The following is a 20,277-nucleotide window of genomic DNA, read 5'->3' as shown; positions in this document are numbered from 1 at the left end:
CAACGCATGGCAGGGGAACGCTTTTCGGGAGGTCCGTTTCGGCGGGCTGTTGCGCTTGGCGCTGCGGCGGCTGTGTCTCTGGGGGCGGCTTTCGCGGCCGTTCCGGCCTCGGCCGAGACAGGACCCCCGACGCCGGCCCCGGCTTCCACGTCCACGTCGCCTTCGAGTCAAGCATCCAGCTCTCCTTTCAGCCCTCCTGAATCGCCGGAGCACGCCGGCGTCAGCGCTGCCGGCGTCAGTGACGCCGGCCTGGCGGACGCGGTCATGCGGGATCTCGGCCTCACGCTCGAGGAATTCAACGCCGCCGGCGAGCAGGGCAAACGTGCCGCGGACGCCGTCGCGGTCCTGCGGGAACTGCCCGGTTACGTGGGAACGAGCCTTGAACGTGGCCGGATCGTGGTCGCGGGAAGCGGCCCCGAGCTGCAGGCAAAAGTTGATGCGCTGAACAGCGCCGCGGGCAGTCACGACGGTGAGTTTGTGCTCAAGGCGCCCGCATCAGCAGCAGCGCCGTCGGCACCTGCCGCCACCGCACCCGCTCCCTCGGCACCCGCTGCAGCCATTTCGGATGCTCCCGCTCCCACTGCATCTGCCCCGGCATCGCCTACGGCAGCGCCTGAGCTCCTGGCCACCAGCACGGATCAGCTCTACCAGGCCTACCTCCGCGATGTGGGCGCAGCGGGCCTCCAGGCCGTGGCGTATGCCAACGGCGAATTCATCATCCGCACGGGCGGAATCAACAACCCCGAATCCGGACTGAAGCGCTACCTGGCCGCTACGGCGCAACCCAAATTGTCGGCGTCGGAATTTGTTTCCCGGTATACCAACGTCACGCTGGAAGAAGGCGAGCCGCTCGCCGCCGAGGAAGACTTCTTCGGAGGCCAGGGCTACTACGTCGACCGCGCGAGTATCTGCTCCGCAGGGTTCAGCGGCTTCAGCCCCGCCGGCAAACCGCTGCTGCTCACGGCCGGCCACTGCGCCGAAGACGGAGCGGCGCAGTTGGCGGAAATAGAACCACCGGCCTCGTCGCCTTCCGGAGGGGCTACGGAGCCGAATGCACCCGCCGGCGTGATCGGCGCTTTCGGCTTCAGCCAGTTCGGCGGCCCCAACAACTCCTGGATCACGGGCGACGAACTAAACCCGGGCAACGTGGGCACGGACATCGCCGTCATCGAGTCCATCCGCCCGTCTCTCAACCTCCAGCCGGCCGCCACCCAGTGGGATGACCCCGCCAACCTGGGGGCTGCCGCGGTGAAGATTGTGGGCACCGCGTCGCCGTTCCAGGGCCAGGCCGTGTGCCGATCCGGGCGTACAGCGGGCTGGTCCTGCGGCAACGTGGACGAGGTGGGCATCTACGTGGTGGGCGGCGGCTCCGGCGTGCCAGAGGACGTCCGGGCATTCCGCGGATTTCTTTCCGGCTCCGTTCAGTCCAGTGGCGGTGACTCCGGCGGCCCCTGGATCAGCGGAAACTTCGCGGTGGGCACACATTCGGCCGGCGATGCCGCCGGGTCCGGGCCGAACTTTGCCGTGGCCACAACTCTCGAGGACGCAATGACCCGGCTGCCCGGCGTCCAGCTCCGGCTCTTCCTGAACAAACCGGTCATGACGGCAGCTGCAGGCGGAGGAACGGTCACAGCCGGCGACGCCATCACCGGCCAAGTTCTGGCGGCTCCGGCCGCGGCTATTGCGGCCAATTCGAAAGTACGGATCACCATTGCCGGCCAGCCGCCGCTCGAGATCCCTGTGGACGCTTCCGGCCGATGGTCGTTTGCCGCGCCGGTACCTGCCGGGCAGCTGAAGTTTTCGGCAGAGACTGCCAACGGATTCAGTGCCTCAGGTGCCAGGGAATTCGAAATCACAGTATCAGGCCTCCCGGCTCCCGCGATTGTCATGCCCACGGAGGACTCGGTGCTGACCACCGTCAAGGGGGTCGAGGGCACAGGCACACCCGGCGCCACGGTGGAACTGTCCGGCGATGTGGCAGGCTCGGCCGTTGTTGGGCTGGGCGGCCACTGGTCCATGGCCGTGACCAGCCAGCCCGGGTACGGTGCCCTCAGGGTCACCGCCGTGCAGACGTCACCGGGGACTCCGGACAGCCCGGCGTCGGTGCGGAACTTCACCCGTATTCCGCCGGCCCCTGCTGTGGCGAACATCCAGGACGGGCAGAACATTGCCCAGGCAGCGGTTCCCGGAACCATCACGGGAACCGGGCTGGACGGGGCAACCGTCAAGGTGCTGATCGATGACGCCGCCGTTCCGCAGGTCCCCGTGGACGGCGGAAAGTGGAGCATCCCGTTCCCGGCCGGGCTGCCGCCAGGGGCGCACACGCTCGCGGTCAGCCAGACCATCGACGGCGCCACGTCAGCGGTAGCCACCAGGAAGTTCACCATCATGGCACCTCCCCGGCCGTCCGCGAAGCCGCCCGCGAAGCCCCCTCTGGTTCCGCCGGGCCAGCCGTCCGGGCCACCCACCATCATTGCAATCCTGCCCGCAGGCGACCCGGGAGAAGGTTCCGGCCAGCTGCCGGACACCGGCGTTTCGGCGGTGCTTCCGATTGCCGGTATGGCGGGCGGTGCGCTCCTGATTGGCGGCGGGGCGATTCTGGTTGTCAGGCGCCGGAAACGCCGATAGGTGTAAGAATCCGAGGCGGATTCTTACACCTATCTGGACGGCTGTAAGAATCCCCGGCTAGCTCTTCTTGGCCAGCAGCAGGTTGGTGATCCTGAGCGTGCACAGCCGCTGGCCGGCGTCGTTGGTGATCAGTACTTCATGGGTGGTGACGGTTCCGCCAAGATGGATCGGGGTCGCCGTGATGGTGATCAGCCCCTCGCGTGCGGACCTGTGGTGCGTGGCTGAAACGTCCACCCCCACGGCGGTCTTGCCCAGTGTGCTTGCGTGGATCACGGCGGCCCAGGAGCCAACGGCCTCGCCCACGGCCAGGGATGCGCCGCCGTGCAGCAGCCCGAACGACTGCCGGTTGCCTTCCACGGGCATGGTGGCCACCACGCGCTGAACGGATTCCTCCACGATCCTGACGCCCATTTTCTCGTCGAGTTCACCGAGCGTGATCTTCCACAGCCCGGCGGTCTCCGGGGTGGCCTTGTGCTGCTCGGGTGTCATTTGCTCTCCTCAGGGGCGGCCGGTCAGATGTCCGGACTTCTAGTGTGCAGCTGTGTACATTCATGTACTGTAGTCATATTACCGAACGGACGGTCAGTAATGCGCTGGCTGGATTCGTTTGCCCCGCGTTGGAAGGACCCGTCAACGATGACCAGCACAGCAAACTCCACCGGAGAAGCAGTAGCCACAGTAGACACTGTAGAGACCGTCCCCAGTTTTGTGCAGGATTCCTGGTGGACGCCCGACGCCGGTTCGGCAGCTTCCGCTGTTGCCGTGCGCGATGCGAGCACCGGCGAAGTCCTGGCGAAGGTGAGCACCGACGGCCTGGACCTCGCCGCCGTCGTACGTTACGGACGCACCACGGGGCAGACGGAACTCGGCAAACTGACGTTCCACCAGCGCGCCCTGAAGCTCAAGGAGCTGGCGCAGTACCTGAACGCACGCCGCGATCGCTTCTACACCTTCTCCGCCCAGACCGGCGCCACCAAGATCGACTCGATGATCGACATCGACGGCGGCATCGGTGTGCTGTTCACGTTCGCATCCAAGGGCCGGCGCGAGCTGCCCAACTCGCAGGTTGTGGTGGACGGGCCCATGGAGGTGCTGTCCAAGGACGGGTCCTTCGCCGGTGAGCACATCTACACCCGCATCCCGGGTGTTGCCGTGCAGATCAACGCTTTCAACTTCCCGGTCTGGGGAATGCTGGAAAAGCTGGCGCCCGCTTTCATCGCCGGTGTCCCCACCATCGTCAAGCCAGCCACCCCCACCGGCTACGTGGCCGCCGCCGTGGTGAAGGCGATCATCGAGTCCAACATCCTTCCCAAGGGTTCGCTCCAGCTCATTTCCGGATCCGTGCGCGGCCTGCTGGACGAGCTGGACTACCGCGACCTCGTGGCTTTCACGGGTTCCGCCTCAACTGCGCAGACGCTGAAGTCGCACCGGAACGTCGTGGAAGGCGGCGTGCGCTTCACCTCTGAAACCGACTCCCTCAACGCGGCCATCCTGGGCCCGGATGCGGTTGAGGGCACCCCGGAGTTCGACGCCTTCATCAAGTCCGTGGTCACCGAGATGACGGCCAAGGCAGGCCAGAAGTGCACGTCCATCCGGCGCGCCATTGTGCCGCAGGAGCTGGTGCCTGCCGTCATTGCCGCCATCGGGGCGCGGGTTGACCAGCGGGTGGTGCTGGGCGATCCCCGCGCCGAGGGCGTCACCATGGGCGCGCTCGCGTCGCTCGAGCAGCTCGCCGATGTGCGTGCCGCCGTGCAGTCCATGCTCGACGCCGGTGGCGAGCTCGCGTACGGAACGCTGGATTCGCCGTCGGTCACGTCCGCCGACGGGGGAGTGGGCGTTGCCGACGGCGGCGCCTTCATGTCCCCGGTGGTGCTCAGCTGGGCCGACGCCGAGACGGAAGAGGTGCACTCGCTGGAGGCGTTCGGCCCGGTGTCCTCGGTGATTGGCTACAAGGACCTTCCCGACGCCGTCCGCCTCGCCGCCCGCGGTGGCGGCTCCCTCGTGGCCTCGGTATGCACCAACGATCCTGACGTGGCCCGCGAACTGGTGACCGGCATCGCCGCCCACCACGGCCGCGTCCTGATGCTCAACCGCGAGGATGCCCGCAGCTCAACCGGCCACGGCTCACCCGTCCCGCACCTGGTCCACGGCGGCCCGGGACGCGCAGGCGGCGGCGAGGAACTGGGCGGCATCCGCTCGGTCATGCACCACATGCAGCGCACCGCCATCCAGGGTTCGCCGAACATGCTGACGGCTGTCACCGGCGTCTGGCACACGGGCGCCGACCGCAACTTCACTCTGGACACCGAGTCCACGCACCCATTCCGGAAGTCGTTGGAGACGCTGCGGATTGGCGACGCTGTGCGGTCCGGGCTGCGACAGGTCTCGCTGGAGGACATTACTGCGTTCGCCAACTCCACCGGCGACACCTTCTACGCCCACACCAACCAGGAAGCCGCGGAGGCCAACCCGTTCTTCCCGGGCATCGTGGCGCACGGGTACCTGCTGCTCAGCTGGGCTGCGGGCCTGTTCGTGGAGCCCTTGCCGGGGCCCGTGCTGGCCAACTACGGCCTGGAAAACCTGCGCTTCATCACCCCGGTGGCTGTAGACGATTCCATCCGTGTCACCCTGACGGCCAAGAAGATCACACCCCGCGAGACGGACGAGTACGGTGAGGTGTCCTGGGACGCCGTGCTCACCAACCAGAACGACGAAATCGTGGCCACCTACGACGTCCTCACCCTCGTGGAGAAGTAATCATCGCTGGTCGAGCTTGTCGAAACCTGGATCTCGCTAGGCCCGATCACCGACCAATTCGTAAGATCTTTCGGAGCCGCCCAGGCGTATTATTTTCAGGGTAGGAGGTGGCCAAATGACCCTAGTATTGAAAACAGCCACAACCGTATTGCCAGTCGATGATGCAGCGCGCGCCCGCGGTTTTTACGCGGACACCTTGGGGCTCCCGCACCATGGCGTGGCAGACGATGGAAGCGAAATGTTCGGCAGTGACGGCGGCCCGATGCTGCAGTTGATGCCCGTGACGGACGGCAAGCATTCCGAGCACACCACCCTGAGTTTCGAAGTCAGCGATATTGAAGGGACCGTGCAGGACATGGAGTCCCGGGGCGTTATGTTCCAGGACTACGATCTCCCGGATCTCAAGACGGAGAACCATATCTGTTCAACCGAATCGGAAAAGTGCGCCTGGTTCATGGACACCGAGAGCAACATCCTGTGCGTCCACGAAAGCCTTGGTGTACAGGCTGAATACCAGCTCTGAACTCGGCTCATAACCCAACGCAGGTAATGGCGTCCCGGCAGCGGGACGCCATATTTATGGGCGATTCCGGCGTCCCGAGATCCGGCTGATCAGTGAACACTGTCCGTCTGGTCTGGAATCACATTGCCGTCTACCCGTTTTACCGGCCCGGGGCTGTTGTTGGGGTTAGTGTAAGCCTTCGTAGAGCAAGCATAAGGATCGGTTCGCTGGGGTTTGGGATCTATGAACATCGGCGTCACCAGCCATTTGCCGTCGTCATTATCGTACGCACGGCACATGAGTTCGGCCTTGTTGCGGTTGATAACGAGGCGGGCCTCGGTGGCGTCACCGACAAAGGTGACATCAGTGACAGAGTCACCCGCAGAGAGTATCTGACGGTGCTCCGCCGGGAGCTGCTCAAATGCCGCCGGCCCTTCGACTCCGAAGATCACCTGGTTTGCCCAGCAGCGCTTCCCGTCGATGTAGGTCATGACAGAATCGTCGCCGTCGGGCACTCCGCCGCAGCCCTTCAGATGAGGTGTCTGGATGCCGTTTTCATAAACGCTTCGTACACCGACGATATGCGCAGTGTCGATCCCGACCTCCTCGGCCCATACCTTGACAATGGGTTCCGGCGATGCTGAAACCACCCAAGTCTCCACACCGTGAGCCTGCAGGGTGCCGATGAGGTCCTTGATTTGCTGGTACACCCGGATGTAACCGTCCACTTGCTTCGTCCCGACAGTCTGCGTCGCGCCTTCCGGGGCTCCCAGGTTCTCTTGTTTCATCGCGGCAGCGAATCCCTCCAAATCCTCCTCGGTGTAACCGGCAGACAAGGCCGCCCCCCAAGAATATGCCCCCGTCATGCGGCGTGCGTCGAAACCTGCAAAGGCGGGTTCACCAGCGCGCGTTGTGTCATCCAGGACTGCAACGATCTCGTCGGCACACTCGGCATCAGTGCTTGTCTTCAGCGGCTGGCCTGCGGGAGTCTCGCTGCCACAGGCGGCGCTCAAAGCGACAGCCGCCGCATCGGTGAGATAGCGGTCGGTCGTTTTCCAATCCTTGTTGGCAGGCTGAAGAACCTTATCGTTACGCAACATCCAGAAGTTCGTCCCGTACCCGATGTCGTTCTTGACAACCGTGTTGTCCCAGTCAAAGATCGCCACCGGCGCCCGTCCGCCTGAGAACGTGCCGGTGCAGCTGCTGTGTGCGTCGATCGTCGTCTGCAACCGTTCGCGGACGTTCCCGAACCATGGCAGACCCGGATCGAGCTGCCGACATTCCGTGACCGTCGATCCGCCGCTCCCCGTGTTGGCAGCGCAACCGGCCAATGCCATTTGGGCGACAAGAGAGGCCGCAACGATGGCGGTCAGTCGGACTTTACGGCGCATGAGGTGTCCCCTTCGAAGTGGTATGGAAACAGACCATAGCATTTGATGCAACAAGTTGTATATAGCGCAACAGGACGCTCCGGCAGCTTGGATGGGGACCCCCGCTCCATGCAGACGGTTCGCTGCCCGGAGCAATGGCTGCTGGCCGGACCAATGGCTGCTGGCCGGGCTAACCACGTACGTCTACGGCGTCAGGACCAGGGGCTGACGGGCCTGTCCTGCCGCACGCCATCCACGGAAATGTCCGTTCTCTCGTTGAAGAAACACATCAACCCGTGGATCTGGGCAGCGTCAACAAACCTGGAGTCGTACGCCCAGGCGATGTTCTCACCCGTGGCCGAGCCGGGATAGGACCAGTACCTCGCCTCGCCCTTGTACGGACAGACCGTCCGTTTGGAACTCTCTTCCATGAGGTCAAGCCGGACGTCCGCCGGCGGGATGTAGTAGCGGACCGGAAGCAGCGTTTCGTAGAGTACCTGGGCGCCGCGGGTGTCAGCCAGCTTCACGCCGTCGAGCATCACTTCCACCCGCTGCAACGATGCCCTGATGTCCACGCGCTGGAAGGGATCGCGCGGGTGGCCGATGATTTCCTCGTCGTCTTCAAGCCAATCAAACGCATTGATATCCAGCACCACATAACCGGCCAGATCCGGGTCCGCCGGCCTGAATGCAGCGCGCGGCAGGGTTGTGATTTGGGTGGCGACGTCCAGTACCTCACCCGGTGCGGTGTGGCAGCTGAATCCGGTCCGTGGGTCCAGCCCCAACGGCGCATTCGGCCGCATGGCGATCGGAAACTCCTGATCGTCACCGGCAGCCAGCGCCGGCGGCGAAAGTTCAGCCCGCAGATCGGCTTCGGGGACCGCAAAAACCGGGGTGACACGCTTGGGTTCCCAGATGAGGTACGCGTTCAGGGTATCGACGACGGTGTTCCCGCCCACGCTCGCACGGATCCTTTTTGGGGTGGGTTCGTAACGCAAGTCCGGAAACGCGCCAAAGAATACTTGGGATAATTTCGTGGCCATGACTACAGCGTGGGCGCGCCGTCCCCGCAACGTCAATGGCTTCCCCGGGACGGAGCGTACTCAGGCCTGGGCGTGGAGGCCGTCGAATACCATGGTGATGACGTCGTCGGCGAGCTTTTCGGGGGACAGCTGGCCGCCCGGTTTGTACCATTCAACGATCGAGTTGATGGTGCCGAACAGCAGCCGGGTCACGGTGCGGGGATCGATGTCCTGACGGAGAGTGCCGTCGTCGCGGGCTGCGGAAATCAGTCCGGCCACCTTGTGGTCGAAGGCCCGCCGGCGCTCCATCGCGTTCCGTTCTATGTCCGTGTTGCCGCGCAGGCGGAGCAGCAGCGTCACGAACGGCAGCCGCTCCACCAGCACCGCGATGGTCTGCCGCAGTACAAATTCGAGCCGCGCATCGGCGGCCCCCGTCTTTGCCAGAGGCTGTTCCAGGATGGCTTCGAGCCCGCCGAGTGCATGGTCCAGTGCGAGCTTCAGGAGGTCACCCTTGGACGGCACATGGTGGTAGATCGCGGACTTGGAGATGCCCAGGTTCTCGGCCAGGATGCCCATGGAGGTGGCGTCGTAGCCGTGGCGGTTGAAGACGTCCACAGCGATCAGCAGCACCGACTGCTGGTCGTAACCGGGGCGGCCGCGCTTTGTGGTTACTGCTGAACCGGGTGCATCTACTGTGGACATACCGGCCATTTTCTCACGAACGTTCGGTCAACCACCGCAGGCTAGCCCTTCGGCCGCAGGTCGTAGATCCGGCGCAGCTTTCCGTTGGAGCGCTCCAGCGAGCCGGGCTCCACCACGGCCACGACGCAAGAAGAACCCACGTGGATCTTGATCTGCTCGCGCAGGGTGTGGGCCGCCGTCGTGCTTCCTTCAGCGGTGACCGTCTCCCGACGTTCGATCTTGACCGTGAGCTGGTCCATCCGCTGGCCCTCGGGCCGGGTGAGTTCCAGCTGGAAGTGCGGGCTGAGCTCCGGGATGCGCAGCGCGATTTCCTCGATCTGGGACGGGAACAGGTTCACGCCGCGGAGGATGATCATGTCGTCGCTGCGGCCGGTGATGCGGCCCATCCGGCGGTGCGCCGGGCGGGCGGTGCCGGGCAGCAGCTGGGTGAGGTCCTTGGTGCGGTACCGGATGATGGGCAGCGCTTCCTTGGTGAGCGCGGTGAACACGAGTTCGCCGTGTTCGCCGTCGCCCAGGACGGCGTCCTTGCCCACGGCGGGGTTGAAGGCATCGATGATTTCGGGGCGGAAATGGTCCTCCCAGATGTGGCTGCCGTCCTGTGTCTCCACTGCCTCACCCGCAACGCCGGGGCCCATGACCTCGGAGAGCCCGTAGATGTCGCACGCCTTGATGTTCATGGTGACCTCGAGCTCGTGGCGCATCTCCTGCGTCCACGGCTCGGCGCCCAGCACAGCGAATTTGAGCGAGGTGGACGTGGGGTCGATGCCCATGTGCGCCATGGCGTCGGCGATGGTGAGGAGGTAGGTGGGGGTGGCCAGGATGGCGTCCGGCTTGAAATCCTGAATGAGCTGGATCTGGCGCTCGGTCTGTCCGCCCGACATCGGGATCACGGTGCAGCCCAGGGCTTCGGCGCCGGCGTGGGCGCCCAGGCCACCGGTGAACAGGCCGTAGCCGTAGGCGTTGTGGACCTTCATGCCGGGACGGACGCCGGACGCGCGCAGGCAGCGCGCCACCAGCTTGGCCCAGTCGGCGAGGTCCTGTTTGGTGTACCCGACGACGGTTGGCCGGCCCGTGGTGCCCGAGCTCGCGTGCACCCGGGCTACTTCGCTTTGCGGCACGGCGAACATCCCGAACGGGTACTCAGCGCGCAGGTCCTCCTTGGTGGTGAACGGGAAGTTGCCCAGATCGCTGAGTTCGCGCAGATCGGACGGGTGGACGCCGGCGTCGTCGAACTTGCGCTTGTACAGCGGCACGCGGTCATAGGCGTAGGCGAGGGTGTGCTGCAGACGGCTGAGCTGGAGCGCCTCGAGCTCGTCGCGGGAGATGGTTTCCTCGCGGTCCAGAGCAGCTGGGTCAAGAACAGGGGCGGCGGTGGTGTGAGTTGTCATGGTGTTCCTACTTCTTGGGGATGGTGCGGCTGCGCCCGCGGAACTCGGCGATGAGCTCGCCCGGAGCGGTGTTGCCGGCGGTGGCACCGGCATCGGCGGCGAAAATCTGGATGTCGTACAGGCCGCTGCGGCCCTCGCTGGAGCGGCGGTCGGCCACGGCGGTGATCACCTGGCCCTGGAAGGCCGGCTTGAGGAAGTTAATGTCGACGCCGGAGGCAACAGTGATGGTGTCTGCTTCGGCGGCAGTGGGGCTGGCCGGGTTGCAGGCCAGGGCGAAGGCCGAATCGGCGAAGGCGAAGATCATTCCGCCGTGCGCCATGCCGAAGCCGTTGAGCATCTCCTGCCGCAGGGTCATGCGGATGGTGGCGTGTCCGTCGCTGAAGGCGAGGACCTCAACGCCCATCCATTCGGAGGCGTGGTCGTTCTCAAGAATCGGGTGGGTTGCACCGGGAATCGTGGTTGTTTCAGCCATGCGTCATTGCCTCCAGCTTTATTTACCGAATGTTCATTAGGTAATCCCATTTAGGTGCCCGCTGTCAAGGGTGCGGGCGAGCCTGGCTGGCCCCGCGTAGGCAATTGAAGACTCATCATGCCTGAGGCGGGAGCGTCCCGATCAGCGACAATGAAGCTTGATCCGTCGACACGAGAGAACCGCGCCGGCGGGAACGAATGCGGCCGCTCGAGGCAGGGGCTTCGGTCCAAAAACCTTGCCGGACCTTATCCGTTCGCGTCGGGAGCCCTAGGGCTTCTTTCTGGAGTGGAATATGAGGATGTCTCCGTGGGTTCCATATCCGAGAATTTCGGGGCTGACGGGGGTGCCGTCAAACGTGATCATCCACGTGGTCTCGGGCCGGTCGATTAGCAGTGGGTGCGGGATATTCGACTCGTACGGAGCGCGGATCTGCGCAATCCTGTTCATCTGAAGATCGTAGACCGGGTAGTCCTTCGCGTCTCCGTCGCTCGCCAGCAGTCGCAGCTCGGTCCCAAGCTGGGTCAGGATTGTTCCCTCTGTTTGATGGTGCAGCAAGTCGGCTCCCACATAGTCGTATTCAGAGTTGTAGGATGCACCTTCCTGGGCTCGGGCGAGGGCGGGGCGAAAATCGAACCGGGGACTGAACGCCTGGCACTCGACGAATCCAAGCCACCACCGTCCCTCGTGATGCTGCAGTGTCGGATCCCAAGTATTGAAGGCCGTGGGCAACGCCAGTGGTTCCGAGGAGAGTACGTGCACGCCCGAGAGTATTTCGGTATCCGTACGCAAGTGCCGGATATGTACGTTTTCGTCGAAGTCTCCCCAAGAGCTCACCACAACGATGGCGCTCCCGTCGTCCTCGATGACGATCTGGCCTGCGTGGTCACCAAGGATCCTGCCGTCGCGCTCGAAGAATAAGTGTCCGACTTGAACCATGTCGCAGGGATTATCGGGGTCGATGGAGAACACACCCCAGTGCGCGGTTTGGAATGGCCCTGGCCCCGCGCAGGTCATGGTCGCGAGCAAGCGCCCGTCGATCATGTAGTTGGAACCGTCCATGTGCTTGACCAGTTGCGGGTCCCTCAGCCCGGTGTGCCCGAAGTACCCTACGCTCACGGACGCGGGGCTTCCGACAGCGACGGCGCGCAAGTGGCCGGTGCCCGCGGCGGCCGGAAGGTCAACCTCCGACTCCGGATCTAGTCGGTGAGTAAGGAACGCGTCCCAATGCCCCTTGGACTGCTCCCAAAGCGTGACGACGTTCTCCGTCACGGTAACGGCGACTATGGCGCCGCTTCCAATCGAAGCCGTGCTTGAGGCCACGACGCGGGCATCGTCGTTTACGGTGACCACGATTTGTTGCGTCCCGGCCCCAGGGTCGAAAGAACAGTGGACCGCTAGCCCCGGTCCCGTCACGGCGACACCAGCGCCACTTCCGTCCAACTCCATTTCGAAAGCGATGTACGGAGCCTTTAGCGCGACCGACGAGAGATCGTGAAGTGATGCTGAGACCGCCGGGCTCCACGATTCGATCACGAAATTCTCAGACAGCAACTCAAAAGGACGGAACGAAGCAAACTTCTCGAACGCGTAACCGGCAATATCCGCTGTGGACGCCTGTGAGAAATCCTGCCGACCGTTGCCTGCCAAATCCCGAAGACGTCGGCGAATGCCGCGCACTCCGCGCATGGCCAGGAGCCCGGACTGAGGGAGTGCGCTAAATGATGACCTAGTCACTGTGCAACTTTCCGAAGATATCGATTGCGTGCTTGTTTGGGCCGGACGACTTCCTCCCGCAAGGATGAGACCGCGCGCCATAGCGACGGTGTGCAGACAGGCCCAACGTGCATCCTAAGTGGTTAGGTGACCTGAGGCAACGGAACTGGGGTGGCGCCCGTTTTGGGCTTTCGAAACAACGATGCAACCGCCGCGCCGAAGCCGAACCTGCCGGAACTGGTAGGCCGGAACGGGACAGGGAATCCGGAATGCGGCCAGCGTGGTTTATCAGTACCACCATCAGTCAAGGTGTGCCCATGGAAACAATGGATCGGTCCCGCGGTGCTGGCCCCGCCCCCGGATCCTGAGCGGCGCGTGGGCGCCGACGTGGCGATCAACACCATCGTGTGCTGCCGAAAGCGAGGGAACAAGTGAAAGTATGGGGGATGGCGGGCGCCGGTACGTCTGCTGCAGCACGTCCCACGCGGGACCTTCGAACCAGAGGACTGATAATGGCCAAAGGGATTTATGTCAGTGCAACAACTCCGGGTTCAGGCAAGTCGCTCGTAGCCCTGGGCGTGGCGGACACACTCCACCGGCACGCGGACCGGATCGGCTTTTTCAAGCCCGTGGTCCATGGCAACGACGCTGCCGCCGACCCCATGGTTGCGCTGATGAAGGCCCGTTTCGAGCTCGATGATGACCGGTGCCGCGGCGGGCTCACCTTCGCCGAAGTCCGCGGGCTCCTGGCCGAAGGAAAACGCGCCGATATCGACGCCCGCTGCGTTGAGATCTTTGCCGAAATGGGCCGGCACTGCGACGTGATCATCGTGGAGGGAACGGACCTCACAGGCCACGACGCCGCCGTCGAATTTGATCTCAACGCCCGCCTGGCGAACAACCTGGCCGCCCCCGTGGTTGCGGTGGTTGGCGCGAAGGGCCGCACCGTGGCGGAGGCCGCGGACGCCGTCGAGGTTGCCCGCAAGGAGCTCATCGCGGAGAAGTGCTCGCTGCTCGCCATCATGGTGAACCGCGCGAATCCGGAGGATCTGGATGCCATCGCCGCTGCCGTGCGGCCGGGGGCTTCCGGCCGTCCGGTGTACGTTTTCCCGGAGCTGGAGGACATCGCGCGGCCCACCACGGGCGAGGTGGCCACCGCCATCGGCGTCCGCCAGATCGCCGGCCGCGCGGACATGGAGCGCGATGTCCACTCCATCAAAGTGGCGGCCATGAACGTGGGGAACTTCCTGAACGTGCTCGACGACGGCGCCCTGGTGATCGTGCCGGGTGACCGTGCGGACGTGATGGTTGCGTGCCTGGCCTCGTCGTTCTCGCCGGAGTTCCCGGTGCCGTCCGGGCTGATCCTCACCGGCGGGCTGGCCCCGGACGCCAACATATATCCGCTCCTCGCGCAGGCGCCGTTCCCGGTTTTTGCCTCCAGCGAGGACACATACATGACCACCCGCCGCGTGTCCGAGGTGCGCAGCGAAATCTGGTCCGGGCACCGCCGGAAGGTGGCCTCGGCGCTCGGCCTGTGGGCAAAGCGCGTTGACGAGGCGGAGCTGATCGAACGGCTGCACCTGCCCCGGGCGGAACGGATGACGCCGCTGCGCTTCCTGCACGATCTGATTGAGCGGGCTCGGTCCCAACGCCGGCATGTAGTGCTGCCCGAAGGCACAGACGTGCGCATCCTCCGGGCCGCCGAGATCCTGCACCGGCGCGACGTCTGCGATCTCACCGTGCTGGGCCGCGAATCCGATGTCCGCGAGCTGGCCGCAAGCCAGGGCATCGACCTCTCCGGGATCAACATCATCGACCCCGCCACGTCCGGGCTCCGTCAGGAATTCGCGGCCAAGTACGCCGAGCTGCGGGCGCACAAGGGCGTGGACCTCGCCAAGGCACTGGAGATCATGCAGGACGGGAGTTACTTCGGCACCATGATGGTCCAGCTGGGCGTGGTGGACGGCATGGTCTCCGGCGCCGCGCACACCACCGCCCACACCATCCGGCCGGCGCTCGAATTTGTGAAGACCCGCGAGGGCGTGAAAATCGTCTCCTCCGTGTTCCTGATGCTCATGCCGGACCGGGTGCTGGTCTACGGGGACTGCGCCGTGAATCCGGAACCCAACGTGGAGCAGCTGGCTGACATCGCCCTGGCCTCGGCCGGGACGGCAGCGCAGTTCGGTGTGGAGCCGCGCGTGGCCATGTTGTCCTACTCCACCGGCGGCTCGGGTTCGGGCGAGGCCGTGGACGAAGTCCGGCAGGCCACCGAACTGGTGCGGGCACGCCGCCCGGACCTCGCCGTCGAAGGGCCCATCCAGTACGACGCCGCCGTTGATGCAGCCATCGGCGAGTCCAAGATGCCTGGCTCGTCCGTGGCCGGGCAGGCGACGGTGTTCATCTTCCCTGACCTCAACACCGGCAACAACACGTACAAGGCGGTGCAGCAGAGCTCGGGGGCAGTCGCCGTCGGGCCGGTCCTGCAGGGGCTGCGCAAGCCGGTCAACGACCTCTCCCGCGGCTGCACCGTGGAGGACATCGTCAACACGGTGGCCATCACGGCGATTCAGGCCCAGACTCTGGAAACGCACCCCGCCGAAACCCGGAGATCCGGAATCCCCAGTTCCGAAACCCGGAGTCCCGCACCCCGGACTTCAGACGCAAAGGCTTAGGAGGCCCCATGCTTGTGCTCGTTATCAACTCCGGCTCGTCCTCGCTGAAGTACCAGGTCCGCGATGTGGCGGCTGGCAGCGTGCTCACCGAGGGCCTGATCGAGAAGATCGGGATGGGTAACGGCGGCGAAGGCGACGGCGGGATCGAGGGCCCCCGGGACCATGCCGACGCGCTGGAGCAGGTGGACGCCGCCCTCCATGAGGTGCTGGGTGACAGGGAGCTCGACGCCGTGGGGCACCGCGTGGTGCACGGCGGGGAGCGCTTCGCCGAGCCGGTGCTGATCGACAACGAGATCACCCGCGCGATCGAACGGCTCAACCCGCTGGCCCCGCTGCACAACCCGGCCAACGTGCTGGGCATCCGCGCCATCGCCAGGAAGTGGCCGGAGCTGCCGCAGGTTGCCGTGTTCGATACCGCCTTCCACCGCACCCTGCCCGAGCACGCCTGGCGCTACGCCGTGCCGGATGAGCTGTACACAAACCACGGAATCCGCCGCTACGGCTTCCACGGCACCTCGCACGAGTACGTTTCGCACCAGGCAGCAGCGCTGGTGGGGCTCGCCGTGGAGGAGTTCGACGGCGTGATCGCCCACCTGGGGAACGGCGCCTCCGTGACAGCCATCCGGGGCGGCAGGTCCGTGGACACCTCCATGGGCTTCACCCCCCTCGAGGGCCTGGTGATGGGCACCCGCTCCGGTGACCTGGACCCGTCCATCCTGGTGTTCCTGGCGCGCGCCGGCTGGAACGCCGAGGACATCGACTCCATGCTGAACCGCCAGTCCGGGCTCAGGGGCCTGGCCGGCAACAACGACATGCGCACCGTGGTGGAGGCCTCAGAGGCGGGCGATGCGCGTGCGTCCATGGCGCTCGCCGTCGCGTCCTACCGGCTGGCCAAGTACATCGGCGGTTACCACGTGGCCGTGGGCGGGGCGAAGGCGCTCGTGTTCACGGCAGGGATCGGCGAGAACTCGCACCAGTTCCGGGCGCTGGTGGGGGAGCGGCTGGGGGCGCTGGGCATTAAGCTCGACGACGGCCTGAACCGTGGGCCGTCCAAGGAACCGCGAGTGATTTCCACTGCGGACTCGGCCATTCCCGTGCTGGTGGTCGCAACCGATGAAGAGCGCGCCATCGCGGAGGCAACGGCCGCCGTCGTGAATGCTGGTTGAGCCTGCCGAAACCGAGCCTGCCTCAACCATTCGCCAAATTTGGCCGCATTGAGGGCTCCGTAAGCGGCCAGATTTGGCGAATCGTGGGCGAGGGCGCCGCTGGTTGAGCCTGTCGAAACCGAGCCAGTCGAAACCTACGCAACAGCGGAGCGGGGCGTACCCTCGAACCATGCCTGAAATCCACCTGCCAATCCACACTGACCGGCTGGTTCTGCGTCGCTTCGAAGCCACGGACCTGGACGCCTACCACGCGTATCACTCACTGCCTGAGACCGCCCGGTTCCTGCTGCGGGATGCCAAAACCTACACACAGTCCATGGAACAGGTGGGCAGGTACGCCAACTTCGTCTTCGAAAAGGAGGGCGACTGGGTGAGCCTGGCCATCCAAGCCAAGGACTCGCCGGGACTGATTGGCGAAGTGGTGCTCAAGTGGCTGTCCGGCAGCGGCCAGGGTGAGCTGGGCTGGACCCTGGCGCCGGAAGTCCGGGGCAAGGGCTACGGCACCGAAGCAGCGCGGGCCCTGCTGAAACTGGGCTTCGAGGAGCTGGACTTCCACCGGATCGACGCCAAGCTGGACGCGCTCAACACCGGGTCCGCAGGGATCTGCGCACGGCTGGGCATGCGCCTTGAAGCCACGCTGGTGGACAACTGGCACTACAAGGGTGCGTGGTCCACCGAACAGATCTACGCCATGACCGTTGACGAATGGCGCGCGCGGCAGAGCCCCGGCACGTGAACGCGGCAAGTAAAAGCTGCCACCAGCCCCGGCAAGGAAACGCGGCCGGTAGCCGCGCAGGAAACTAAGCCTGCCCGGGCCACACCTGTTGACGCACCAGCAGTTCCGTGAACTCAGGTTCGGGCAGCGGCCGGGAAAAGTAGTACCCCTGCCCGCTGATACAGCCAAGTTTCCGCAGGTGTTCTGCCTGTTCTGCGGTTTCGATGCCTTCCCACACGGCTTCCAGGCCACAGGCACGGATCAGCTGCAGGATGGCTGCGATCAGGGCGGGCTGTGCGGGATCGCTTCCCAGCGCGGTGAGGAGCGTGCGGTCCACCTTCACCCGGTCCACGGGAAGGCGGCGCAGGTAGCTGATGGAAGAGTAGCCCGTTCCAAAGTCGTCGATCTCCAGGCCCACGCCGAGTTGACGCAGACTTGCCAGCGTGTACCGGTCCAGCTCGTCGCCCTGGATGACAGCGCTCTCGGTGAGTTCCAGCACCAGCAGCGCCGGTTCCAGGGCGGCATCGTTGAGCGCGTCCCGGACTTCCTCGACTAACTCGAGCCGCTGCAGGTCCGTGGCCGAGACGTTGATCCGCATGGAGAGCTCCTGGCTGATGCGCGGATCGTCCCTCCAGCGGCGCAACTGCTCCACGGCAGTCCTGAGCACCCACCCTCCGAGCACCGAAATAATGCCGATTTCTTCCGCGATCGGAATGAAATCGTCCGGCATGATCAGGCCGCGGGTGGGGTGGCTCCAGCGGACCAGTGCCTCAACGCCCTCGATCTTTCCGGTGGCCAGTTCAATGACCGGCTGGTAGTGAAGGACCAGCTGTTCGCCGGTGATCGCCTCCCGCAGTTCGCCCACCATCTGGTTGCGCCGCTGGCGGGCGTGGAGCATGGCGGGCTCGAAGACCTTCAGCTTGCTGCGGCCGTCGGCTTTGGACGCATACATGGCGATGTCGGCTTCCATCAGCAGCTCTTCGGCTGTCTGGCCGGGCTCCGCCATGCGCAGTCCCATGCTGGCGCCGCAGCGGACTCTGGTGTTCTCCAGCTCCAGGTTCCTTTTGAGGGCTGCCAGTACCCGGTTGCCGATGCCCGCTGCCCGTGCCGGTGTTGTGTTCCGAATCAGAACCGCAAATTCGTCGCCGCCCAGGCGCGCCACGGTATCGGTCACGCGGACGGATTCCCGGATGCGTGCCCCGATCATGGTGAGTACCTGGTCGCCGGCGGAATGCCCCAGCGAATCGTTGACCCCCTTGAAGCCGTCAAGGTCCAGCAGCAGGAGTGCGGGCGGCAGCCCGCCGTCCGCGGCCTGGGCCTCAGTGAGGGCGGTGACCAGGGCGGTGCGGTTCAGGAGCCCGGTCAGGGGGTCCGTGAGGGCCATCTGCCGCATCGCCTCATGGGCCTCATTGAGCAGCTGGGTACGGGAATCCACCCGCTGCTCCAGTTCCTGATAGATGATCTGGAGGTCCTCGGCCAGCAGATTCGTGCCCATGATGACAGCATCGATTTCATCCCTCGCCGGAGACACTTCAATCCTCGAATCGAGCTCTCCCGCCGCGAGCCGGACGATTCCGTCCAGAAGCTGCCCCAGCCGGGGGTCGTCCTCAGCGAACATCAGTGGTTTCTGTCAGCCAGCCAAGCGCCTCGTCTACCGAGCTGAAGTACCGCGCCGGCCCGGAGCTGAACTCGGCTCCGAGGAGGAAATGTCCGATCAGCCGGTCCACGGGGGATTCCCCTACCAGGGCCCAGGCTGAAACGGACGGAATGCGGCAGTAGACGCTTCTTGCGGCGCGGCTCACCGAGGCCACTCCCGTTACCTCAAGTACGACGGCGACGGGCCAGCTTCCGGTGTACGCGCTGAGTTGCACTCCGAAGCGGTTCGCAGCTTCCATGTCCAGGTGCGCCTCCTTAGGCAGCACGGCTCTGACGATGCCGTCGCGCACGAGGTGAAACTCGACGTCGTCCGCCCCGGGCAGCGGAAATCCTGGCGCCCTTTCGGGAACCATAACTGCTTCTGACATTTACCCCCCTTGTAGATGCCGGCGGTGCCCTTCGACACTTGCAATAAAGGAACGCACGGCGGCGCTCCGTTCCGACGCTTCAGCCGTATCGAACAGCGTAGCCGCCTCCTCGAAGAAGTGCACTGATTCGCTGGCCACGCCGGTGGCGAGGAGCGCCTTGCCGAGCAGGAAGTACGCCTCGGCGGCCGTCTGCGCTGCCAGGATGGCGGACTGCATGCACAGCGGCTCCAGGAGGCGGATGGCAGCGCTCATTTCGCCGGTGAGGTAGTGCCAGTGCGCCCTGACCAGCGACATCTCCAGCAGGTCGCGGTCGGTTCCGCCCACAACAGCGGTGGCGAGCTCCGCCCGTTCTATGCACCGCAGCGTCGCGGCGTCGCCCAGGCGGGCTTCAAGGCGCATCTCCGCGGAGGCCCGGTTGAAGCGGGCCCAGATGTCCACGTTCTTGGACGGGGACAGGCGCTCGGCGGCGAGGTCGTGGTAGCGGCTGCCTTCCAGGACCCTGTTGCCGAGGAAGGCGACGTTTCCGATCACCCAGTAAGCTTTGCCGGCGGTGTCCTCATCAACATCGTCCGTCAGGAGTGATTCGAGGATCAGGCAGTCGTGCCAGGCCTCGTCGAGGAGGCGGCTTTCGGCGAGCGCGGCGATCAGAGCCAGCTGTGCCTGGATGTGCAGGTACACGTGTTCGGAGTCGCCGTCCACAAGGGAGGCGGCGGACGTTGCGGCCTCTGCGGCTTCCGAGAGCCGGCCGAGCCCCTGCAGCGACACTGCCAGCAGGGTGGAGGCACGGGCCGCCAATTGCGGTGTGGTGCTGGACAGCGGGTGCTCGGCGAGGGTTCTGGCAACTTCCATGCATTCCAGAACGGATCCCTGGTCCCGCAGGCACTCGGCCTGCAGGTAACGCATGTTCCACCAGGACACCTGATCCTGTGCTTCGGACGCCAGCGCGGCGGCTTCGCCTGCCTGATCGTAGGCTGCACTGTAGTCCCGGTGCTTCCAGCTGTCGCGGGCCTGCAGCGCTGCAAGCAGGTGCGGGGAAAGTTCACGGGGCGTCGACATGAGGCAATTATCCATGCCGGAAGCACGTCTTGTTCAACCGCGGATGGGTCGCCGTGTTATTCCTGCGGCGCCTTGATCGAATCTTGACCG

16 protein-coding genes are annotated in these 20,277 nt (G+C 65.0%); 6 read left to right on the top strand and 10 right to left on the bottom strand.

The genetic code is table 11. The annotated features are described in order from the left end of the window. Positions 1–6 precede the first annotated feature (6 nt). A complete protein-coding gene (locus V3C33_14555; GenBank protein XAS66694.1) occupies positions 7–2,628 on the top strand; it encodes a trypsin-like serine protease in 2,622 nt (873 codons plus the stop codon). 57 nt (positions 2,629–2,685) lie between these two features. Here the strand turns inward: V3C33_14555 and V3C33_14550 are convergent, their stop codons facing one another. After that, the gene (locus tag V3C33_14550) at positions 2,686–3,117 is read right to left on the bottom strand and encodes a PaaI family thioesterase (protein XAS66693.1); all 432 of its coding nucleotides are present in this window, start codon (positions 3,115–3,117) and stop codon (positions 2,686–2,688) included. Positions 3,118–3,264: 147 nt separating this feature from the next. Between V3C33_14550 and paaZ the strand changes: the two genes are divergently transcribed. Together paaZ and V3C33_14540 are read left to right on the top strand one after the other, a co-directional pair. Then, the gene (gene paaZ / locus V3C33_14545; GenBank protein XAS66692.1) at positions 3,265–5,385 is read left to right on the top strand and encodes a phenylacetic acid degradation bifunctional protein PaaZ; all 2,121 of its coding nucleotides are present in this window, start codon (positions 3,265–3,267) and stop codon (positions 5,383–5,385) included. 115 nt (positions 5,386–5,500) lie between these two features. Then, positions 5,501–5,908, top strand: a complete 408-nt coding sequence (locus tag V3C33_14540; GenBank protein XAS66691.1) for a VOC family protein — start codon at positions 5,501–5,503, stop codon at positions 5,906–5,908. Between the two features lie 89 nt (positions 5,909–5,997). Here V3C33_14540 and V3C33_14535 read toward each other — a convergent pair whose 3' ends face one another. The 6 genes from V3C33_14535 to V3C33_14510 all read right to left on the bottom strand — a co-directional run bounded on the left by V3C33_14535 (position 5,998) and on the right by V3C33_14510 (position 12,488). Continuing rightward, on the bottom strand, positions 5,998–7,278 hold the full coding sequence (locus V3C33_14535) for a haloacid dehalogenase-like hydrolase (GenBank protein ID XAS66690.1): 1,281 nt from the start codon (positions 7,276–7,278) through the stop codon (positions 5,998–6,000). A 191-nt stretch (positions 7,279–7,469) separates the two neighbouring features. After that, the gene (locus tag V3C33_14530) at positions 7,470–8,216 is read right to left on the bottom strand and encodes a DUF427 domain-containing protein (protein ID XAS66689.1); all 747 of its coding nucleotides are present in this window, start codon (positions 8,214–8,216) and stop codon (positions 7,470–7,472) included. Between the two features lie 144 nt (positions 8,217–8,360). Next, positions 8,361–8,981: a TetR/AcrR family transcriptional regulator gene (locus V3C33_14525; protein XAS66688.1), complete on the bottom strand. Its 621-nt coding sequence runs from the start codon at positions 8,979–8,981 to the stop codon at positions 8,361–8,363. Positions 8,982–9,022: 41 nt separating this feature from the next. Beyond that, positions 9,023–10,369: a phenylacetate--CoA ligase PaaK gene (paaK, locus tag V3C33_14520; GenBank protein XAS66687.1), complete on the bottom strand. Its 1,347-nt coding sequence runs from the start codon at positions 10,367–10,369 to the stop codon at positions 9,023–9,025. 7 nt (positions 10,370–10,376) lie between these two features. Further along, positions 10,377–10,841, bottom strand: coding sequence for a hotdog fold thioesterase (locus V3C33_14515; protein ID XAS66686.1), 465 nt, complete (start codon positions 10,839–10,841; stop codon positions 10,377–10,379). A 267-nt stretch (positions 10,842–11,108) separates the two neighbouring features. Continuing rightward, complete coding sequence (locus tag V3C33_14510) at positions 11,109–12,488, bottom strand: hypothetical protein (GenBank protein XAS66685.1); 1,380 nt, start codon at positions 12,486–12,488, stop codon at positions 11,109–11,111. A 578-nt stretch (positions 12,489–13,066) separates the two neighbouring features. On the opposite strand from V3C33_14510, the gene pta reads away from it, so the two are divergent. From pta to V3C33_14495, 3 genes are all read left to right on the top strand, one after another. Next, positions 13,067–15,226, top strand: coding sequence for a phosphate acetyltransferase (gene pta, locus V3C33_14505; protein ID XAS66684.1), 2,160 nt, complete (start codon positions 13,067–13,069; stop codon positions 15,224–15,226). Positions 15,227–15,234: 8 nt separating this feature from the next. Next, on the top strand, positions 15,235–16,392 hold the full coding sequence (locus tag V3C33_14500; GenBank protein ID XAS66683.1) for an acetate kinase: 1,158 nt from the start codon (positions 15,235–15,237) through the stop codon (positions 16,390–16,392). Between the two features lie 169 nt (positions 16,393–16,561). Beyond that, entirely contained in the window at positions 16,562–17,128 is a 567-nt protein-coding gene (locus tag V3C33_14495; protein XAS66682.1) for a GNAT family protein, read from the top strand. 64 nt (positions 17,129–17,192) lie between these two features. On the opposite strand, the gene V3C33_14490 is transcribed toward V3C33_14495, so the two are convergent. Genes V3C33_14490 through V3C33_14480 form a run of 3 tightly spaced genes read right to left on the bottom strand, consistent with a single transcriptional unit; the run spans position 17,193 to position 20,187 of the window. Further along, positions 17,193–18,725 (bottom strand): EAL domain-containing protein, encoded by a 1,533-nt coding sequence (locus V3C33_14490; GenBank protein XAS66681.1) that lies wholly within the window; start codon positions 18,723–18,725, stop codon positions 17,193–17,195. Further along, positions 18,715–19,131: a hypothetical protein gene (locus V3C33_14485; protein ID XAS66680.1), complete on the bottom strand. Its 417-nt coding sequence runs from the start codon at positions 19,129–19,131 to the stop codon at positions 18,715–18,717. The genes V3C33_14490 and V3C33_14485 overlap by 11 nt, the downstream gene beginning before the upstream one ends. Then, a complete protein-coding gene (locus V3C33_14480) occupies positions 19,132–20,187 on the bottom strand; it encodes a hypothetical protein (protein XAS66679.1) in 1,056 nt (351 codons plus the stop codon). Positions 20,188–20,277: the final 90 nt, after the last annotated feature.

The sequence above is a fragment of the Micrococcaceae bacterium Sec5.7 genome (genome assembly GCA_039636785.1).
Lineage (GTDB): Bacteria > Actinomycetota > Actinomycetes > Actinomycetales > Micrococcaceae > Arthrobacter.
The sequence above is the reverse complement of the archived record's forward strand: the minus strand, read 5'-3'. Positions and strand labels throughout refer to the sequence as shown.